This is a genomic window from Maribacter zhoushanensis, from assembly GCF_029350975.1.
Lineage (GTDB): Bacteria > Bacteroidota > Bacteroidia > Flavobacteriales > Flavobacteriaceae > Maribacter > Maribacter zhoushanensis.
Genome location: NZ_JARKMR010000002.1, coordinates 199341 through 217262 on the forward strand (window position 1 = coordinate 199341; position 17922 = coordinate 217262).

19 protein-coding genes are annotated in these 17922 nt (G+C 34.5%); 10 read left to right on the forward strand and 9 right to left on the reverse strand.

From position 1 onward, the window contains the following. Window positions 1-3: 3 nt before the first annotated feature. From coaBC to PXD56_RS07455, 9 genes are all read left to right on the forward strand, one after another. Window positions 4-1209 (forward strand): bifunctional phosphopantothenoylcysteine decarboxylase/phosphopantothenate--cysteine ligase CoaBC, encoded by a 1206-nt coding sequence (coaBC, locus tag PXD56_RS07415; protein WP_276492703.1) that lies wholly within the window; start codon window positions 4-6, stop codon window positions 1207-1209. Further along, entirely contained in the window at window positions 1202-2095 is an 894-nt protein-coding gene (gene porD / locus PXD56_RS07420; RefSeq protein WP_276493271.1) for a type IX secretion system protein PorD, read from the forward strand. The genes coaBC and porD overlap by 8 nt, the downstream gene beginning before the upstream one ends. A 55-nt stretch (window positions 2096-2150) precedes the next feature. Further along, window positions 2151-3818 (forward strand): DNA repair protein RecN, encoded by a 1668-nt coding sequence (gene recN, locus PXD56_RS07425; RefSeq protein WP_276492704.1) that lies wholly within the window; start codon window positions 2151-2153, stop codon window positions 3816-3818. Between the two features lie 160 nt (window positions 3819-3978). After that, window positions 3979-4785, forward strand: a complete 807-nt coding sequence (locus tag PXD56_RS07430) for an enoyl-ACP reductase FabI (protein WP_133672896.1) — start codon at window positions 3979-3981, stop codon at window positions 4783-4785. Between the two features lie 55 nt (window positions 4786-4840). Beyond that, window positions 4841-5848, forward strand: coding sequence for a glycosyltransferase family 2 protein (locus PXD56_RS07435; protein WP_276492705.1), 1008 nt, complete (start codon window positions 4841-4843; stop codon window positions 5846-5848). Continuing rightward, window positions 5848-6813 (forward strand): CdaR family protein, encoded by a 966-nt coding sequence (locus tag PXD56_RS07440; RefSeq protein WP_276492706.1) that lies wholly within the window; start codon window positions 5848-5850, stop codon window positions 6811-6813. The genes PXD56_RS07435 and PXD56_RS07440 overlap by 1 nt, the downstream gene beginning before the upstream one ends. Next, complete coding sequence (gene coaE, locus PXD56_RS07445) at window positions 6810-7394, forward strand: dephospho-CoA kinase (protein ID WP_276492707.1); 585 nt, start codon at window positions 6810-6812, stop codon at window positions 7392-7394. Before PXD56_RS07440 ends, coaE begins: the two co-directional genes overlap by 4 nt. An 83-nt stretch (window positions 7395-7477) precedes the next feature. Beyond that, window positions 7478-9061 (forward strand): sensor histidine kinase, encoded by a 1584-nt coding sequence (locus PXD56_RS07450; protein WP_276492708.1) that lies wholly within the window; start codon window positions 7478-7480, stop codon window positions 9059-9061. A gap of 6 nt (window positions 9062-9067) precedes the next feature. Beyond that, window positions 9068-9781 (forward strand): response regulator transcription factor, encoded by a 714-nt coding sequence (locus tag PXD56_RS07455; RefSeq protein ID WP_276492709.1) that lies wholly within the window; start codon window positions 9068-9070, stop codon window positions 9779-9781. Between the two features lie 53 nt (window positions 9782-9834). Here the strand turns inward: PXD56_RS07455 and PXD56_RS07460 are convergent, their stop codons facing one another. From PXD56_RS07460 to PXD56_RS07490, 7 genes are read right to left on the reverse strand one after another with little or no spacing between them, the layout of a single operon-like run. Next, window positions 9835-10323 (reverse strand): gluconokinase, encoded by a 489-nt coding sequence (locus PXD56_RS07460; RefSeq protein ID WP_276492710.1) that lies wholly within the window; start codon window positions 10321-10323, stop codon window positions 9835-9837. Beyond that, window positions 10316-11236, reverse strand: a complete 921-nt coding sequence (gene miaA / locus PXD56_RS07465; RefSeq protein WP_276492711.1) for a tRNA (adenosine(37)-N6)-dimethylallyltransferase MiaA — start codon at window positions 11234-11236, stop codon at window positions 10316-10318. Before miaA ends, PXD56_RS07460 begins: the two co-directional genes overlap by 8 nt. Further along, entirely contained in the window at window positions 11229-12089 is an 861-nt protein-coding gene (locus tag PXD56_RS07470; RefSeq protein ID WP_276492712.1) for an ion transporter, read from the reverse strand. The genes miaA and PXD56_RS07470 overlap by 8 nt, the downstream gene beginning before the upstream one ends. A 1-nt stretch (window position 12090) precedes the next feature. After that, window positions 12091-13458: an exonuclease domain-containing protein gene (locus PXD56_RS07475; RefSeq protein WP_276492713.1), complete on the reverse strand. Its 1368-nt coding sequence runs from the start codon at window positions 13456-13458 to the stop codon at window positions 12091-12093. Between the two features lie 40 nt (window positions 13459-13498). After that, a complete protein-coding gene (locus tag PXD56_RS07480; RefSeq protein ID WP_276492714.1) occupies window positions 13499-14152 on the reverse strand; it encodes a YggS family pyridoxal phosphate-dependent enzyme in 654 nt (217 codons plus the stop codon). A gap of 23 nt (window positions 14153-14175) precedes the next feature. Next, on the reverse strand, window positions 14176-15066 hold the full coding sequence (locus PXD56_RS07485) for a 3-hydroxybutyryl-CoA dehydrogenase (RefSeq protein ID WP_276492715.1): 891 nt from the start codon (window positions 15064-15066) through the stop codon (window positions 14176-14178). Further along, window positions 15063-16037, reverse strand: coding sequence for a Gfo/Idh/MocA family protein (locus tag PXD56_RS07490; RefSeq protein ID WP_276493272.1), 975 nt, complete (start codon window positions 16035-16037; stop codon window positions 15063-15065). The genes PXD56_RS07485 and PXD56_RS07490 overlap by 4 nt, the downstream gene beginning before the upstream one ends. Window positions 16038-16183: 146 nt before the next feature. Between PXD56_RS07490 and PXD56_RS07495 the strand changes: the two genes are divergently transcribed. Then, window positions 16184-16825, forward strand: coding sequence for a protein-L-isoaspartate(D-aspartate) O-methyltransferase (locus PXD56_RS07495; protein WP_276492716.1), 642 nt, complete (start codon window positions 16184-16186; stop codon window positions 16823-16825). Here the strand turns inward: PXD56_RS07495 and smpB are convergent. Both smpB and PXD56_RS07505 read right to left on the reverse strand, forming a co-directional pair. Then, window positions 16822-17283 (reverse strand): SsrA-binding protein SmpB, encoded by a 462-nt coding sequence (smpB, locus tag PXD56_RS07500; protein WP_276492717.1) that lies wholly within the window; start codon window positions 17281-17283, stop codon window positions 16822-16824. The two genes, PXD56_RS07495 and smpB, sit on opposite strands and share 4 nt — an antisense overlap. A gap of 79 nt (window positions 17284-17362) precedes the next feature. After that, window positions 17363-17905: a SixA phosphatase family protein gene (locus PXD56_RS07505; protein WP_276492718.1), complete on the reverse strand. Its 543-nt coding sequence runs from the start codon at window positions 17903-17905 to the stop codon at window positions 17363-17365. Window positions 17906-17922: the final 17 nt, after the last annotated feature.

The following is a 17922-nucleotide window of genomic DNA, read 5'->3' on the forward strand; positions in this document are numbered from 1 at the left end:
AATATGTTGAACGGCAAAAATGTTCTTTTAGGAATAACCGGAGGAATTGCCGCTTATAAAACAACATTCTTAGTTCGTTTATTTATAAAAGCTGGCGCTAACGTTAAGGTCATACTTACCGATAGCGCCAGCTCTTTTGTTTCCCCACTTACGCTTGCCACCTTGGCTAAAAATCCCGTTGTTCTTGATTTTGTAAAGACAGAGGAAAATACGGTAGATTGGAATCATCACGTAGAAATGGGGCTTTGGGCAGACTTAATGTTGATTGCGCCGGCTACCGCAAATACCATGTCTAAAATGGCAACAGGTAATTGCGATAATATTTTAATGGCTACGTATTTATCTGCAAAATGTCCTGTTTTTGTTGCTCCTGCAATGGATTTGGATATGTATAAGCATCCAAGTACAAAGACTTCTTTAGATACACTTACGTCATATGGTAATACGATTATTCCTGCAACTAGTGGAGAACTTGCAAGTGGTTTGCATGGCGAAGGTAGAATGGCAGAGCCAGAAGATATTATAAGTTTTATTAAGAAGCAGTTGTCGGTAGGGTTACCATTGTCAGGTAAGAAGGTTTTGATTACTGCAGGACCAACGTATGAAGCTATTGATCCTGTACGTTTTATAGGTAACCATTCTTCAGGGTTAATGGGGTTTGAGCTTGCTAAAACAGCCGCAAGTCTAGGTGCTGAAGTGAATTTGGTTACTGGACCTACGCATTTATCCGTTACCCATGATCTTATTCAAGTTATTAATGTTGTTTCTGCTGATGATATGTATCAAAATGCGCATAAATATTATGAAACTTCTGATATTGTAATTTGTGCGGCAGCAGTAGCGGATTATAGACCTAAGACAATTGCAGAACAAAAGATTAAAAAATCCGAAGATAACTTTACTATCGAGTTAGTGAAGAATAAAGATATATTGAAAACCTTCGGTGATCATAAAAAGCATCAATTCTTGGTCGGTTTTGCTCTAGAAACCGAAAACGAAATTGAAAATGCAAAAGGGAAACTAAAACGCAAAAATCTGGATGCCATCGTACTGAATTCAATGCGAGATAAAGGCGCTGGTTTTGGTGGGGTTACCAATAAAATTTCATTTATAGATACCAATTCTAACATTACTACGTTTGAACTAAAGACCAAGGCAGAAGTTGCCGTGGATATCTTCAATGAAATTATTAAAAGACGATATGCGTAAGGCAGTATTTCTATTACTTTTTACATTTATTAGTTTAGTTGTAAATGCTCAAGAATTAGTTTGTGCGGTTACAGTCAATTCTGATCAGCTTACTCAGGGTGATCAGCAAGTTTTTAAGACATTGGAACGTTCTTTGAATGATTTTGTCAATAAAACGAAATGGACAAATAGGGTGTATAAAGAGAACGAAAGGGTAAATGCTCAAATGTTCATTACTATTACATCTTACGAATCAAATAGTTTTAGTGGTAATATTCAAATACAGTCATCAAGACCGGTTTACAATACATCTTACTCTACGCCTGTATTTAATTACAAAGACAATGCTTTCAATTTTCAATACATAGAGTTTCAGCCCATGATTTTCAATGAAAATCAGTTCGAGTCTAATTTAGTGAGCGTAATGGCTTATTATGTTTATGTAATATTAGGGTTGGATGCGGATACTTTTTCTTTGGAAGGTGGAACAGAGTTCTATAGAAAGGCACAGAATATAGTAACACAGGCACAGGGCAGTAATTCTGCCGGATGGAGCCAATCTGCGGATTCTAACAGAAGTAGATTTGAATTAATAGATAACTTATTGTCAAATACCTACAGAGAATATCGTATTGCTATGTATAACTATCATAGAAAAGGGCTTGATATTTTACCGGATAACAATAGTACGGGCAAACAAGTAATTGCAGGCACTATGAATCTTTTCCAAACGATGATCAATAGAAGGCCAAATGCCTTTTTGATTTCAACGTTCTTTGATGCAAAATCAGAAGAGATAAAGAATATTTTCTCTGATGGTCCAAAAGTTGATATTGTAAAGCTAAAAGAAACGCTGAATAAAATTGCCCCATTATACGCTACAACTTGGAACGATATTAAATATTGAACCATTTTACAAAACGGAATTATAGATTACCTTTGTGAATCTAAAATTCTAACGTGTGCTTTCAACCCTTTCCATTTCTAATTACGCATTAATTGATCGTCTAGAAGTAGACTTCAACAAAGGCTTCACGGTTATTACCGGTGAAACAGGTGCCGGTAAATCTATTTTACTTGGTGGTTTATCTTTGGTACTTGGTAAACGTGCGGACTTATCTTCATTACGGGTTAAGGATCAGAAGTGTATTATAGAGGGTACTTTCAAAATTGATACTTACGGACTTCAGGGTTTCTTTGAAGAAAATGATTTGGACTATGATGATAGTACGGTCATAAGACGTGAAATTTTACCAAGTGGAAAGTCTAGGGCATTTGTTAATGACACTCCCGTTACTTTAGGGGTCTTGTCGACATTGGGTGAAAACCTTATTGATATTCATTCTCAGCACCAGACCATGCAACTTACTGAAAATGACTTTCAGTTAAAATTAGTAGATGCTCTGGCAAACAATCAAAAACGATTAACGGCATATAGAAGAGATTTAAAAGCTTATCGTAAAGCCCAGAAAGAATTAGAGAAACTTATTGAAGTACAGAGCACTGCCAACAAAGAGCAGGATTACAATACATTTTTGCTAGAAGAGTTAGAAAAAGCGCCATTGAAAGTAGGGGTTGTCGAAGAGCTGGAAGAAGAATATGAACAGTTGAACAATGTGGAGTTGATTATGGAGCAGTTGTCTAAAGGAAATCAGTTGTTCAATGATGAACAAATTGGTGTTCTGCCCTTGGTGGCGGAAATGCGCCAATCACTTTCAAAGTTGGTTGATTTTGGTACAAACTATAAAGATTTGTTCGATCGTGTAAAATCAGTCATGATAGAATTGGATGATGTCAGTTCAGAATTACAACGATTACAAGAAGGTGTTGAGGCAAATCCTGATCAGTTGGAGCAAGTAAACAATAAATTACAGTTGCTGTATAATTTGTTGAAAAAGCATAATGTAAGTGACATTGCAGAATTGATTGTTATTAAAAATGATCTTGCCGATAAAGTTTTTGAAACAGCCAACTTAGAAGATAATATTGCTGCTAAGACAAAGGAAATTGAAGAAATGCAGTCTGTTTTAGAGTCGAAAGCAATTGTTTTACGAGAAAAGAGAAATTCGGTAATACCGCAATTAAAGAAAAAATTAGAGTCGGACTTAGGTCTATTAGGTATGCCTAGTGCATCCTTTGAAATAAAAATAAGTGCTGCACAGGCATTTACGACCACGGGTAAAGATGAACTTTCATTTTTATTTACCGCCAATAGGGGTGGTAGTTATGGCGAATTAAAGAAAGTAGCATCTGGTGGAGAATTATCTAGAATTATGTTGGTAATCAAATCAATACTTGCCAAGTATGAAAAGCTCCCAACAATTATGTTCGATGAAATTGACACAGGTGTTTCTGGTGAAATATCTGACCGCATGGCTGATATTATGAAAGATATGAGTGCTGATCTTCAAGTATTCTCTATCACACATTTGCCACAAGTAGCATCAAAAGGAAACAATCATTTCAAAGTTTTTAAAACTGAAGGTAAAGAACGCACCATGACGAATTTAAAACAATTGACAGATGATGAAAGAGTGGTGGAGTTGGCTCATATGTTAAGCGGAAAAGATTTGTCAGATTCTGCAATGGCACATGCAAAAGAACTTTTAAGCGCATCTTCAAATATATAAATCACAACTTATTTAGATTATGTAATTGCTCTTCTTTAATAAAGAAGTTATGTCTTTGCATTAAGACTGTTGTTTTAAGGTTTTTAAGTAGTACATCAATTCGCTATTAACATATTTTAGATATCTTTGAATTTTAAATCTAACTATAGAATCAACCATCATGGGATATAACTTATTAAAAGGTAAAAGGGGAATTATTTTTGGAGCATTAGACGAGAATTCTATTGCGTGGAAAACAGCACAAACGGTACACGCTGAAGGTGGTACTTTTGTATTGACAAACGCCCCAATTGCCATGAGAATGGGTCAAATAGATCAATTGGCAAAAGAAACCGGTTCAGAAATTATACCTGCAGACGCAACTAGTGTTGAAGACTTGGATAATTTAGTAGCAAAGGCAGTTGAAATTTTAGGAGGAAAAATTGATTTTGTATTGCATTCTATCGGTATGTCGGTAAATGTGCGTAAGGGTCGTGCTTATACAGATGAGAAATACGATTTCACAGCAAAAGGATGGGATGTTTCTGCACTTTCTTTTCATAAAGTATTACAATCACTTTACAAAGCAGATGCAATGAACGAGTGGGGTAGTGTAGTTGCTTTGACTTATATGGCGGCACAAAGAACTTTCCCTGATTACAATGATATGGCAGACAATAAAGCATATTTAGAGTCCGTTGCCCGTAGCTTTGGTTATTTCTTTGGTAAAGAGAAAAATGTACGTGTAAATACTATTTCTCAGTCACCAACGGCAACAACTGCAGGACAAGGGGTAAAAGGTTTTGATGGTTTTATCAGCTATGCAGAAAAAATGTCTCCTTTAGGTAATGCTTCAGCTCAAGATTGTGCTGATTATACCATAACATTATTCTCTGACCTTACAAGGAAGGTAACCATGCAGAACTTGTTTCATGACGGTGGTTTCTCTAATACAGGAGTTAGTCAAGAAGTTATAGAGAAGTTTTAATCAAGATTTTAATATTCCAATTTCATTGGAGCCTATTCATTAAAGGAGCGTAAAAATGGACTTGTCGTTTTCTTTTATCATTCCCGTATACAATAGACCCAACGAAATAAAGGAGCTGTTGAATAGTCTGCGTTTACAGACTTATGACAAAACTTTTGAGGTTGTAATCGTCGAAGATGGTTCTGCAATTTCATCTGAAGAAGTTATAAGTGACTATGTAGATACTTTGGCAATTTCTTATTACAAGAAGCCTAATTCTGGTCCTGGTGATTCCCGTAATTACGGAATGGCCAGGGCAAAAGGCAATTACTTTATCGTGTTAGACTCTGATTGTATTTTGCCACCGCAGTACCTTGTGGCTGCAGAGAAGAGTTTGCAAGAAGATTATGTGCATTGTTATGGCGGTCCAGATGCGGCGCATGAATCTTTTTCTACGGTCCAAAAAGCAATAAATTATGCTATGACCTCTTTTTTGACCACTGGAGGAATTCGTGGTGGTAAGAAGGCGGTAGATAAATTTCAGCCTAGAAGCTTTAATATGGGTATATCTAAAGAAGCTTTTGAAAATGTAGGCGGATACGGAAATATTCACCCAGGTGAAGATCCAGATCTAACGATACGCATTTGGAATAGTGGATATAAGACTAAATTGATATCAGAAGCATTTGTATATCATAAAAGGCGAATAGATTGGAACAAATTTTATATTCAGGTAAATAAATTCGGTATGGTTCGCCCAATATTGAATAAATGGCATCCTGAAACTAAAAAGATTACCTATTGGTTTCCTACTGTATTTTGTTTAGGATTAATAATTTCAATTATATTGGCGGCATTAGGTTTTGCAGTACCGTTGTATTTGTATGCTTTATATTTTTCAGTATTGTTTGTGGACGCGATTGTTAAAACTCGCAATTTGAAAGTGGCATTATTATCTTTAGTTGCAACAGCGATACAATTTTTTGGATATGGATATGGATTTTTAAAATCTACCTTGTATATTAATTCCTCAAGTAAAAAACCAGAGGAAATATTTCCTAAATTATTTTTTAGAGTGAGTTAATGGAACGTTTAATAGAGTGGATAAAAACAGGACTAAAGAAAAGAAAGGTAAAAGTCTTTCTTGTGTTCTTGTTGTGTGCTTCTCTAGCGTGGTTAATTAATAAATTATCGCTTACGTATACGAGCAACACTACTTTTCAAATAGAGTATATTAATATACCAGAAGAGTTTTTATTGGCAAATACGCCAAAAGATGAAATTCAAGTAAGACTTCAAGCAGCGGGATTTCAGTTTTTAGGTTATGAATTAAAACCAAAGCATATTCAGTTAGATGTAAGTAAGGTTATCCATAAGGATGATACCTATTATTTAACAGAAGATCAAATTAAAATTCAATTAGAATCTCAGCTCAATAATTACAGTACGTTGATGGATTTTGAAAGCGATGCTATATATTTTGATTTTACATCGTTAGACGTAAAAAAAGTTCCAGTGAAAGCTTTGCTGGATATCACCTTTGCTTCAAACTATATTCTTGAGGGTGAGATTGAAATTGAGCCAGATTCAATTCAAATTTCAGGACCTAAGAGTCAAATTGATTCCATTAAGCAAATAAGAACAACATTATTTAAGTCTGATTATATAAATACTTCATTCTCAAATGAAATTGATTTACAGTTGCCAAAACAATTGAAAGGGACAACATTTGCCAATAAAACAGTAATGATTTCAGGTAAAGTGGTTAAGTTTTCTGAGCAGGTGATACAAGTTCCTGTAGATGTAATTAATCTGCCAGAAAATATAAAGGTTCGTACTTTTCCAGAAATTGTTGAAGTCCGTTGTCAAGGTACTTTAGAGCATTTGAAAGAATTAGAAGCAGAAGATTTTTCGGTAGAGGCAGATTATTCTAAAGTCACAAAAGAAACAGATAATAGATTATCGGTGAAATTGGTAAAATACCCAAGAACTTTAAACAATGCCGTAATCAGTACAAATGAAGTTGAATTTATACTACGTAGAGAATGATAGTAATTGGTTTAACAGGTGGTATTGGTAGTGGTAAGTCTACAGTAGCAGGTATGTTTAATGAGTTAGGCGTTCCGGTTTATGATTCTGATCAACGCGCAAAGTATCTAATGAATAATTCAGAACTAATTCATAAGCAACTGGTTGAGCTTTTGGGAGAAGAAGCTTATGTAGATGGTAGGTTGAATAGATCATTCATTGCTAGTAAGGTCTTTAAAGACAAAGAATTACTTCAAAAATTGAACGGTATTGTTCATCCGGTAGTAAGGCAAGACTTTGTTGACTGGACAAAAGAACAAGACTCACCTTACGTAATTCAAGAAACGGCCCTTTTGTTTGAAAATAGGGCGCAAGAATTGTATGATAAGGTTATTTTGGTAACAGCACCTAAAGAAGTACGTATAGCCAGAGTTTTGCATAGAGATGAAAGTACAAGGGAACAAGTTGAAGCCCGCATGAGCAATCAACTTGATGACGAAACTAAATTGAAACTGACCAATATTGTAATTGAAAATATAGACTTAGATAGAACCAGGGAAAAAGTTCTTAAAGTTCATGCATCTATCCTTGCTGACTGCTAGTTATTTAGCAATTTTAACATTTTTGTTAAGGTTAGGTTAAACGTACTAACCTCTAACTGTTAAATCTTTAATTTTAACACCCAATGAACAAAAAGTTATTTGTGCTCTTAGTGGTTTTAATGAGCCTTTCACTTATTGGTCTGATTTTCGTTCAAAGTTTCTGGATCAGTAAATCCATAGATAGCGGAGAAGAACAATTCTCTAGCAGTGTTTCAGAAGCATTAAACAGTGTCACCAATAAAATTACCGAAAGAGAATCTAAAAACTACTTTGATAGGTATTTACATGCAAAGGATAGTATTGGAGGAGAGCTCAAAGGTGCTCAGCTCACTAATTTTTTCTTTATTGATAGGGATATCAATTCTAATGAAATATTACTGTATGAACACGGTATATTAGAAGAAGATTATGGTATTTCGTCTACGTTCTTTGATAGTAGTGATGGTGCGGATACCACTATCATTAAAAATTTTACCAGTAAACGAACAACCTCAATTTTTAGAAAAGATTTTGATCTAGAAACTAATACGCCTCGTTTTAATCCTATTCAAAGGATTGAAAAGATTGGAGGTCTTAACAAAATGGAAAAGGCTGCCATGGAAGAAATGTTTATGGTTCATGCCAAGCGTGTACCTATACATAAGCGTGTTTCCAAGCAAGAAATAGAATTACTTTTAAAAAGAGAGTTAGAGAATAGAGGTGTTGATATTGCATTTGAATATGGGGTATATAGTAATGGCCTGCCGACCAAGGTAAAATCCTCTAAATTCAAGTATGCTGAATCAAATATTTACAAATCTCCAATGTTTGTAGACTTTGAGGGAGTTTCAAATTTCGATTTATTAATTTCCTTTCCGAAGAAAAAACGATTCTTGGTACAGTCCATTTTAGGTCTGGCACTGTTGTCGTTATTGTTTACCATTATTATAGTGGTAGCCTATGCGGGTGCAATTTATCAGTTGATACGACAAAAGCAGATATCTGAAATAAAAACAGATTTCATTAATAATATGACACATGAGTTCAAAACTCCCATTGCGACTATTAATCTTGCTGTTGAAGCGATTAGAAACCCGAAGATAATAACAGATCAAGAAAAGGTTTTACGGTATTTACAGATGATTAGAGATGAGAATAAAAGAATGCATGCTCAAGTAGAGAATGTATTAAGAATTTCTAAACTTGAAAAAAATCAGCTTGATATTAGTAAGGATAGGGTTAATGTTCACGACATTATAGAAGATGCTATTACTCACGTACAATTAATAGTAGATGATAGGGGAGGATATATACATACACATTTAGATGCTGAAAGATGTGAGGTATTGGCAAATGAAATGCATTTTACCAATGTAGTTGTAAATATGTTGGATAATGCAATTAAGTATTCTGAAGAGGCACCCAAAATTGATGTGTTTACAGAAAGAGCTAAGAATTATATCATTATAAAAGTAAGAGATCAAGGTGCTGGTATGAGTAAGGCTGTGGTCAAGAAAGTATTTGAAAAATTCTATCGAGAACACACAGGAGATTTGCACAACGTTAAAGGGCATGGATTAGGATTGTCATACGTTAAAAAAATAGTAGAAGACCACCAAGGCGAAGTATATGCCGAAAGTGAAAAAGGAAAAGGAAGTACATTTTACATAAAACTGCCATTAATATAAAAATATATGGAAACAATAAACAAGAAAATACTTTTAGTAGAGGATGACCCAAATTTTGGGATTGTATTGAAGGATTATTTGTCAATGAATGACTTTGACGTCACTTTGGCAAAGAATGGAATGGAAGGTTTTGAGAAGTTCAAGAAGGATAATTATGACATTTGCATTTTAGATGTTATGATGCCTTACAAGGACGGCTTCACGTTAGCGAAAGAAATACGTGAAAAGAATGAGAATGTTCCCATAGTATTTTTGACGGCAAAAACAATGAAGGAAGATGTTCTTAAAGGATATAAAGCTGGTGCAGATGATTATTTGAACAAGCCTTTTGATTCTGAAGTTTTACTTATGAAATTAAAAGCAATTCTTCAAAGAAAAGCATCTAACGGATTGGCGGATAGTAAGAAATTTGAATTTACAATTGGTGGTTTTCACTTGAATTCTAAATTAAGATTCTTGAAATATAAAGAAGAGGAATCAATTAAACTTTCTCCAAAAGAGAATGAGTTATTGCGTCTATTGGCTTTACATGAAAATGATTTGATGCCAAGAGAACTAGCGTTGACGAAGATATGGAGAGATGATAACTACTTTACATCTCGTAGTATGGATGTTTACATTGCTAAATTACGTAAGTATCTTAAAGTTGATGATACCGTTGAAATTTTGAACATACATGGTGAAGGTTTCCGTTTAGTTGTAAAGACTGAAGGAGAATAATTTTCCTAAGAACTATATATAAAAAAGCATCCTACCGGGATGCTTTTTTTGCTTTATAATTTTCCGATAATATCCTTTACAATATTATCAGGAGTTTGGTCTATAGAAACTGTTAGCGCATCTTTTGGAGTTTCAAGATCATCAAATTGAGATTGCAATAAACCCTTAGGCATATAATGATTTTCTCGTTTGTTAAGTCGAGATTCAATAAGTTCAAAACTGCCTTCTAAATAAACAAATTGATGTTTATCTTCTAAATTTTTACCTAGTATGGTTCTATATTTTTCTTTTAAGGACGAGCAAACAATTACAGCTCCGGTAGCTAAATTTTCTATACCTACCTCATTAAGCTTTTCTAACCAGCCTTGGCGGTCATCATCGTTTAATGGGTGACCTTCCCTCATTTTCTTGACATTCGCTTCTGGATGAAAACTGTCTCCATCAAAAAAAGGAAATTGTAATTTCTCTGCTAACAGTTGACCAATGGTAGATTTACCACTTCCGGAAACACCCATTAAGTATAAGATTTGTTTTTTAACCATGTTTTAAATTTACAATTTCATTATCAATTTCTGGTAAAAGGGTCTTAGGGTTATAATCATATTCAACCCATTTGGTATCCTTATTTCTTAAAAACCAGGTGAGTTGTCTTTTGGCAAATCTTCGTGTATTTTTCTTAATTTCAGATACGGCAAAATCCAAAGTCCATTCGCCATCAAAATACTTAAAAAGCTCTTTGTAGCCAACTGTTTGTAAAGCATTATAGTCTTTGTACTCAATCAAGTTTTTGGCTTCGTCTAAGAGTCCTGCTTTGACCATAAGATCTACACGTTGGTTAATGCGTTCATAGATTAATGGACGTTCAGCTTTCAGTCCAACAGAAAGAACTTTAAATTCTCTTTTTGCTTTTGGTTTGTTTAAAAACGATGAATAGGGTGTACCGCTACCAATGGTAACCTCTAATGCTCTGATTACTCTCTGAGGATTAAAGATATCCACCTTTTCAAAATATGTAGGGTCCAATTGTTTTAATTTATTTTGTAAAACTTCCATGCCTTTATCTGCTAGTTCGGCGTTTAAATCTTCACGAATAGATGGGTCAACAGTTGGGAAATTATTAAGTCCGTCCGTAACGGCATTAACATAAAGACCGCTGCCACCAACCATAATTACAATATCATGAACTTTGAATAGCTCTGATAATTTATGAATGGCTTCTCTTTCAAAATCACCTACGGTATATTCTTCCGTAATACTTTTATGCTGTATAAAATGGTGTTTTGCTTGCGATAGCTCTTCTAAACTGGGTACTGCGGTACCAATATTCATTTCTTTAAAAAACTGCCTTGAATCGGCTGAAATGATCTCGGTATTATAATGTTGAGCTAAAATTATTGCCAATTTGGTCTTGCCAATGGCAGTTGGCCCAACTACGGATATAAGAGTTTTATTCATTTAATATAGATCCACAGTTATAACAATGGGTAGCATCATCTCTATGACCTTCTTTGCTGCAAGTAGGGCAGCATTGCGTATTAACATGAACGTAACTGCCAGATTCTTTTAGATTTGAGGCATTGTCCCTGTTTTGTTTTGAAAATTCAGCGGTAACCATACCTGTTGGTACGGCAATGATACCATAACCTAATAGCATAATAATTGTAGCAATGGCTTGACCTTGTGGTGTTATAGGAGCAATATCACCGTAACCAACCGTAGTAAGTGTAACAATAGTCCAGTATATGCTTGTAGGTATGCTTGTAAATCCTGCTTCGTCACCTTCTACTAAATACATAAGTGTTCCCATCATTACAGAGGCAATGAGTACGGCAAATAAGAATACCGTAATTTTTGCCCTACTAGCTTTTAAGGCTCTTTTTAATTGAGATGCTTCACCAAGAAAACGTGCTAATTTTAAAATACGGAAAACACGTAATAATCTAAATGCGCGGACGGCTAATAGTACTTGTGAACCTGCAAAAATATAGGAGATATATAATGGAATAGTTGATAAAAAATCTATGATACCATAAAAACTGAAAATATAGGCACTTGGTTTTCTTATGGATATAATTCGTGCTATATATTCAATGGTAAAGAAAATAGTAACAATCCATTCAAGTACAAATAGAATTTCATGATATTCTGCGTCAATAGCTTTAACGCTTTCTAGCATGATAAGAATAACACTGAAAATGATTATTATGAAGAGAATAATATCAAACAATTTACCCATAGGGGTATCTGCTTCATAAATTATTTCATGAATTTTATGCTTCCAAGGTGATAGTTTTTCGTCTTCCTTCAAACTAATCGTTTATTTCAATTATTTTAAGTACACGTTTCTTTCTTAAATAAGATTCAATAAGGTAATTAGCATCATGAGTACCGTTCATTGGTGTAATAATACTTTCTAAGATATGAATATTATTTATTTGATAGTTTAAATCATAGAAACCAAAGCCTACTAAAGAGCCATTTTTAAGTAAAATTGCGCTTTGCTCGCCAATTTCCCTACCCTTGTCTACGACAACAACTTTGTTGGCTTTAATACTATTTTGAGTAGTTGCAGCTATCACGCGTTTATTGTATTCTTGTACTTCTTCTTTATTGACACAGGCGCCTTTGCATTTGCCATCATCATAGCTAGAACAATTATTACGAGCTTCACTAATACCGTTTACTTTCTCGCATAGTTCAAATTCCTTGGTAATTTTATATAAATAATTCTTAGCACTGAAAACACCGTTAAAAAGCCCTATGGGATCTTTACATTCTCTGTAAGGTTTAATATCTAAAGAAAAATAACCATTCTCGTTAACGCTTTTGCATATAGCGTGACTATACATTCTTTTTTTAGGAATGGAGCTGTATTTAGGTCTGAGCTTTAAGAGCTCTTCGTGTTCCTTTAAAATTGCAACAAGTTCATTGCCTGTAAGTTCAAAAGTAACTTTTTTAGTGTCTTTGGTTAATTTTCTAGACTTATCATTGGTCTTGGTAAAAATCTGGTTGACCCTCTTTTTTATATCGCTGGATTTGCTAAGGTGAATAATGTCTCCATCTTTATTATGCATGTAAAAGACTCCGGTTTTGTTCGGTAAGTCTCGTACGATATCCAATTGCTTTTCAGAAAGTTCACCTTGAGTTTCTTTTCTGATAGTGTCTTTGATGATTATTTTTTCAGAATCTTTGGCAAGCAATAATTTAAAAAGTTTTATGGTTGCCAAGGCATCTCCATTGGCGCGGTGTCTATCGCTTACCGGTATGCCTAGAGATCGTACCAATTTACCTAAACTGTACGATTCCGCATCTGGTAAAAGAAGCTTTGATAAGTCTACGGTACAAAGGGTTTTGCGTTCAAAATTATATCCTAAACGCCTAAATTCGGTTCTTAGAATTCTATAATCGAACTGGGCATTATGGGCTACAATGACGGTGTCTTCCGTAATTTCTATTATTCGTTTGGCTACCTCATAAAATTTAGGTGCCGTTCTAAGCATTTTACTATTAATACCAGTAAGTTTGACCACGAACGGTTGTATTTCCCTTTCAGGATTTACTAAACTTATAAATTTATCAACGACTTTTTGTCCATCAAATTTGTGAATAGCAATTTCAGTGATTCCCTCTTCATTGAATTTTCCTCCAGTAGTTTCAATATCTAAAATTGCGTACATGTATTATAATATAATTTATGGGGTGGTAGTGTTTTAGATATTAATTTCTAGACCCAAAGATACTACTTCCTATACGTACCATGGTACTGCCTTCTTCAATTGCGATTTTATAATCACCGCTCATACCCATAGAGAGCGTAGTAAAATCAGTATAGTTACTTTTAAGTTTTGTAAAAAGCGATTTTAAACCGCTAAACTCTTTACGAATCTGTTCAAGGTTATCGGTAAAGGTAGCCATACCCATGAGGCCAACAATTTTTACATTTTTGTAAGCCTTAAATTGTTCGTTGTCTACCAATTCAAGTAGTTCTTCTTCATTAAACCCAAATTTTGTGTCTTCTTCGGCAATATGCACCTGAAGCAAACATGAAATAATACGATTATGTTTTTCCGCTTGTTTATTTATTTCTGCCAATAACCTTGGGCTGTCAACACCATGAACCAAAGAAACGTACTCAGCCATATATTTGACTTTATTACGCTGTAAGTGACCAATCATATGCCACTCTATGTCTTTTGGCAAATTCTCCCACTTTTCTGTCATTTCTTGAACCCTGTTCTCTCCAAAAATACGCTGTCCTTCATCATATGCTTCTTGAATATATGACATAGGTTTTGTCTTAGAAACGGCAACTAGGGTTACTGTATCATGGATGGTTTTATTAATGGCTAATAGATTTTCTTTTATAGACATATAAATTTCAATTCTAATATGCTTTATTTAGTGAACTGGTCAGATACTACTTCCGCCTTTCTACTTTCTGAATAATCATAAAACCCTTCTCCAGATTTTACTCCCTTCTTACCTGCCATAACCATATTTACAAGTAATGGTGATGGAGCGTATTTCGGATTTTTGAATCCGTCATACATTACGTTCAGTATAGAAAGGCAAACGTCTAACCCAATAAAATCAGCTAATTGTAATGGTCCCATAGGGTGTGCCATGCCTAATTTCATTACCGTGTCTATTTCTTCAACACCTGCAACGCCATGATGTAACGTTTCAATAGCTTCATTAATCATGGGCATTAAAATTCTATTTGCCACAAAACCAGGGTAATCATTGACTTCAGTAGGGGTCTTTCCTAATTTTTTGGAAAGTTCCATAATTGCATCTGTAGTCTCGTTAGAGGTGCTATAACCACGAATTATTTCAACCAATTTCATTATCGGTACCGGATTCATAAAGTGCATTCCAATAACCTTTTCAGGTCTACTGGTAGCTGCGGCAATTTGTGTAATAGATATTGAAGAAGTGTTAGAGGCTAAAATGGTATTTGCATCACAAACCTCATCTAACTCTTTAAAAATTTTAAGCTTAATCGTTACATTTTCTGTGGCGGCTTCAATAGCAAGGTCTACTTTTGAAACACCAGATTTCAATGCTGTAAAAGACGTAATATTATTAAGTGTGCCTTCTTTGTCCGATTCACTTATTTTTTCTTTTGCCACCATACGGTCAAGATTCTTTGATATGGTAGCAAGACCTTTATCTAAGGATTCTTTAGAAACATCTATTAGGTGGACTTGAAATCCGTTTTGGGCAAATACGTGGGCAATTCCGTTACCCATTGTACCTGCACCTATAACTGCAATTGTTTTCATATTTTATTTGGATTAAAGGCTGCAATAATTTGTAATGCAACTTTTAGTGCTTGAGTACCTTGTTTTAAACTTACTACCGGAGTTGTGTTGTCATTGATTGCGTCTGCAAAAGATTCTAGCTCATCTAAAATGGCATTGTTCGTCTCAATAGACGGGTTTTCAAAATAAATCTGTTTTTTTATACCCTCGGCGTTTTGTAGTATCATGTCAAAATCTCCAGGTTCTTTAGGGGCATCTTTCATCTTAACAACTTCAACTTTCTTTTCAAGAAAATCTACGGATATATACGCGTCTTTTTGAAAGAAGCGTGATTTTCTCATGTTCTTTAAAGAAATTCTACTGGCCGTTAAATTTGCTACGCATCCGTTGGCAAATTCTAATCTAGCATTTGCAATATCTGGAGATTGACTTATTACAGATACTCCGCTAGCATTTACTTGTATAACTTCAGAATTTACTACACTTAAAATAGCATCGATATCATGAATCATTAAATCTAATACAACAGGAACATCAGTACCTCTGGGATTAAACTCGGCTAATCTATGGGCCTCAATAAACATAGGCTCTTTTATTGCGTGTTTAACAGAAGTGAATGCAGGGTTAAAACGTTCAACATGTCCTACCTGTCCTTTTACTCCATGTTTCTCTTCTAAATCAAGTAAGGAATTAGCTTCTTCAAGAGTGTGAGTAATAGGTTTTTCTATAAATATATGTTTACTTTTTTCAATTGCTTTTTTTGCACAATCGTAATGAGAAAGAGTAGGGGTAACAATATCAACAACGTCTACAGCATCAATTAATTCGTCTAGACTTTTGAAATATGTATATCCAAATTCAGAACTAACTTTTTCTCCATTAGAACTATCGGCATCGTAGAAACCAACTAGTTCATATTTTTTAGATTCGTTTAGAAGTCTAAGGTGTATCTTACCTAGATGCCCAGCTCCCAAAACACCAACTTTTAACATTTGTTTCGTTTTTCCCAAAAATACGCATAGTTAGGTAGTTTTATCCTATGCAGGATTTCAATTTTAGAAAAAATAAGGATAAGTTTTTGTTGGTTCTTCCGTCGTTTAAAGAACTTTATTAACTTTGAAGGACAAACCGACTACCATTGAAAGATACCTTAAAACACAGGGGCATGCGCAACCATTTAGCGCAAGTATTGATAGACAAAGGAATAGCTGATAAAAACGTTCTGGATGCCGTTAGAGAAATACCTAGACATTTGTTTATGGATAGTAGTTTTGAGGGGCATGCCTATCAAAACAAAGCATTTCCCATTGCTGCAAACCAAACAATTTCTCACCCGTACACCGTTGCATTTCAAACTGAATTATTAGAACTTGAACAAGGGCAGAAAGTATTAGAAATTGGTACTGGTAGCGGCTACCAAACAGCAGTACTTTTAAAATTAAAAGTTAAGGTTTATACAGTTGAAAGACAGTTAGAATTATTTAAAAAGACCAGTATCTTTTTTAAAAAAATGGGGTACAGACCTAAGCAAGTAATCTTTGGTGATGGTTATAAAGGTTTACCTAAAGAAGCTCCTTTTGATCGTATAATAGTAACGGCCGGGGCGCCGGCAGTACCTAAGGCTTTGTTATCGCAATTAAAAGTAGGGGGTAGGTTAGTTATACCTATTGGTTTTGAAGAACAAATAATGACATTGTTCGTGAGAACTACTGAAAAAGAATTTTCAAAGACAGAATACGGTTCATTCAGGTTTGTGCCCTTGCTGGAAAATAAAAACTAGCCGTTGAAATTCTTTTTAATACGATCAAGGTCCCTCTTGTTGTCGCGATCTTTAATGGACTCTCTTTTATCGTAAAGCTTTTTACCTTTGGCCAATGCAATTTGCATTTTTGCAAAACCTCTTTCGTTTACAAATACACGAAGCGGTACAATAGTTAAACCAGAGGTATTTACTTCTTTGCTAAGTTTTTTAAGTTCTCTTCTTTGTAAAAGTAATTTACGAGCAGCTTTTGGTTTGTGGTTAAAGTATGATGCATGAGAATATTCATCTATCTGCATATTGATAACAAATAGCTCATCTCTATCGTTAAATTCACAAAAACTTTCTGATATAGAAGCTCGTCCTTCTCTTATAGCCTTAATCTCGGTACCTGCCAAAACGATACCGGCTGTATATTTATCCAAAAGCTCGTATTCAAAACGAGCTCTTTTGTTCTTAATGTTTATAGTATTCTGCATTACAGGCAAAAGTAAGAACATTTCAATGAATGTCTTAGCCTTTTAAAAGTTATTGCTAACGATATTGTTTACTGATTTTTTAATCTGGGCAGTTACAATTGAAAATAAGTTTTTCTACGGATGATATGCCGTTTATGATTTTAACGATAAACAAAGTTCCGTTTTCGCTATCATCAATATCAAAATACTTTTGTTCGTCGATTAGTTTATTAACAAATTCAGGAGTAGTGTTACTGTGTCCAACAATTAAAACATTACTGTTTAAGTTATCGCTTTTAAACTGGGCGATGTCAATGGTGCTAGGGTCATAATACTGTACATCAATGTTTTGCTTTACCGAGGTAGGTGCAGCGGTCATTGCGGTTCTGTTATAGTCTGTAGAATAAATAGCGTTTAATTCTGTGTCGGCTAGAATTTCTGCCCAATGCATAGCTCTTCCCAAGCCTTTTTGGTTGAGTTCAGGGTCAGAATCATCAGGATTATTTCTATTTTTTTCAGCATGTCTGATAAGATAAAAAGTCGAAATTGAAGTTTCTTCTTGCGATGTTTCAACTACTGGCTCATCTTTGCAAGAAAGATTGATTGCCAGAAAAATTAAAAGAACAATTTTTAATGCTTTCATGAAATTTTGTTTGGTGT

Coding starts and splice junctions, on each gene's coding strand:
- porD (WP_276493271.1), top strand. CDS start 1,202: ATGCGTAAGGCAGTATTTCTATTACTTTTTACATTTATTAGTTTAGTT.
- PXD56_RS07450 (WP_276492708.1), top strand. CDS start 7,478: ATGAACAAAAAGTTATTTGTGCTCTTAGTGGTTTTAATGAGCCTTTCA.
- miaA (WP_276492711.1), bottom strand. CDS start 11,236: ATGAATAAAACTCTTATATCCGTAGTTGGGCCAACTGCCATTGGCAAG.
- PXD56_RS07440 (WP_276492706.1), top strand. CDS start 5,848: ATGGAACGTTTAATAGAGTGGATAAAAACAGGACTAAAGAAAAGAAAG.
- smpB (WP_276492717.1), bottom strand. CDS start 17,283: ATGCAGAATACTATAAACATTAAGAACAAAAGAGCTCGTTTTGAATAC.
- PXD56_RS07455 (WP_276492709.1), top strand. CDS start 9,068: ATGGAAACAATAAACAAGAAAATACTTTTAGTAGAGGATGACCCAAAT.
- PXD56_RS07490 (WP_276493272.1), bottom strand. CDS start 16,037: ATGTTAAAAGTTGGTGTTTTGGGAGCTGGGCATCTAGGTAAGATACAC.
- coaBC (WP_276492703.1), top strand. CDS start 4: ATGTTGAACGGCAAAAATGTTCTTTTAGGAATAACCGGAGGAATTGCC.
- coaE (WP_276492707.1), top strand. CDS start 6,810: ATGATAGTAATTGGTTTAACAGGTGGTATTGGTAGTGGTAAGTCTACA.
- PXD56_RS07505 (WP_276492718.1), bottom strand. CDS start 17,905: ATGAAAGCATTAAAAATTGTTCTTTTAATTTTTCTGGCAATCAATCTT.
- PXD56_RS07430 (WP_133672896.1), top strand. CDS start 3,979: ATGGGATATAACTTATTAAAAGGTAAAAGGGGAATTATTTTTGGAGCA.
- PXD56_RS07435 (WP_276492705.1), top strand. CDS start 4,841: ATGGACTTGTCGTTTTCTTTTATCATTCCCGTATACAATAGACCCAAC.
- PXD56_RS07485 (WP_276492715.1), bottom strand. CDS start 15,066: ATGAAAACAATTGCAGTTATAGGTGCAGGTACAATGGGTAACGGAATT.
- PXD56_RS07475 (WP_276492713.1), bottom strand. CDS start 13,458: ATGTACGCAATTTTAGATATTGAAACTACTGGAGGAAAATTCAATGAA.
- PXD56_RS07460 (WP_276492710.1), bottom strand. CDS start 10,323: ATGGTTAAAAAACAAATCTTATACTTAATGGGTGTTTCCGGAAGTGGT.
- PXD56_RS07480 (WP_276492714.1), bottom strand. CDS start 14,152: ATGTCTATAAAAGAAAATCTATTAGCCATTAATAAAACCATCCATGAT.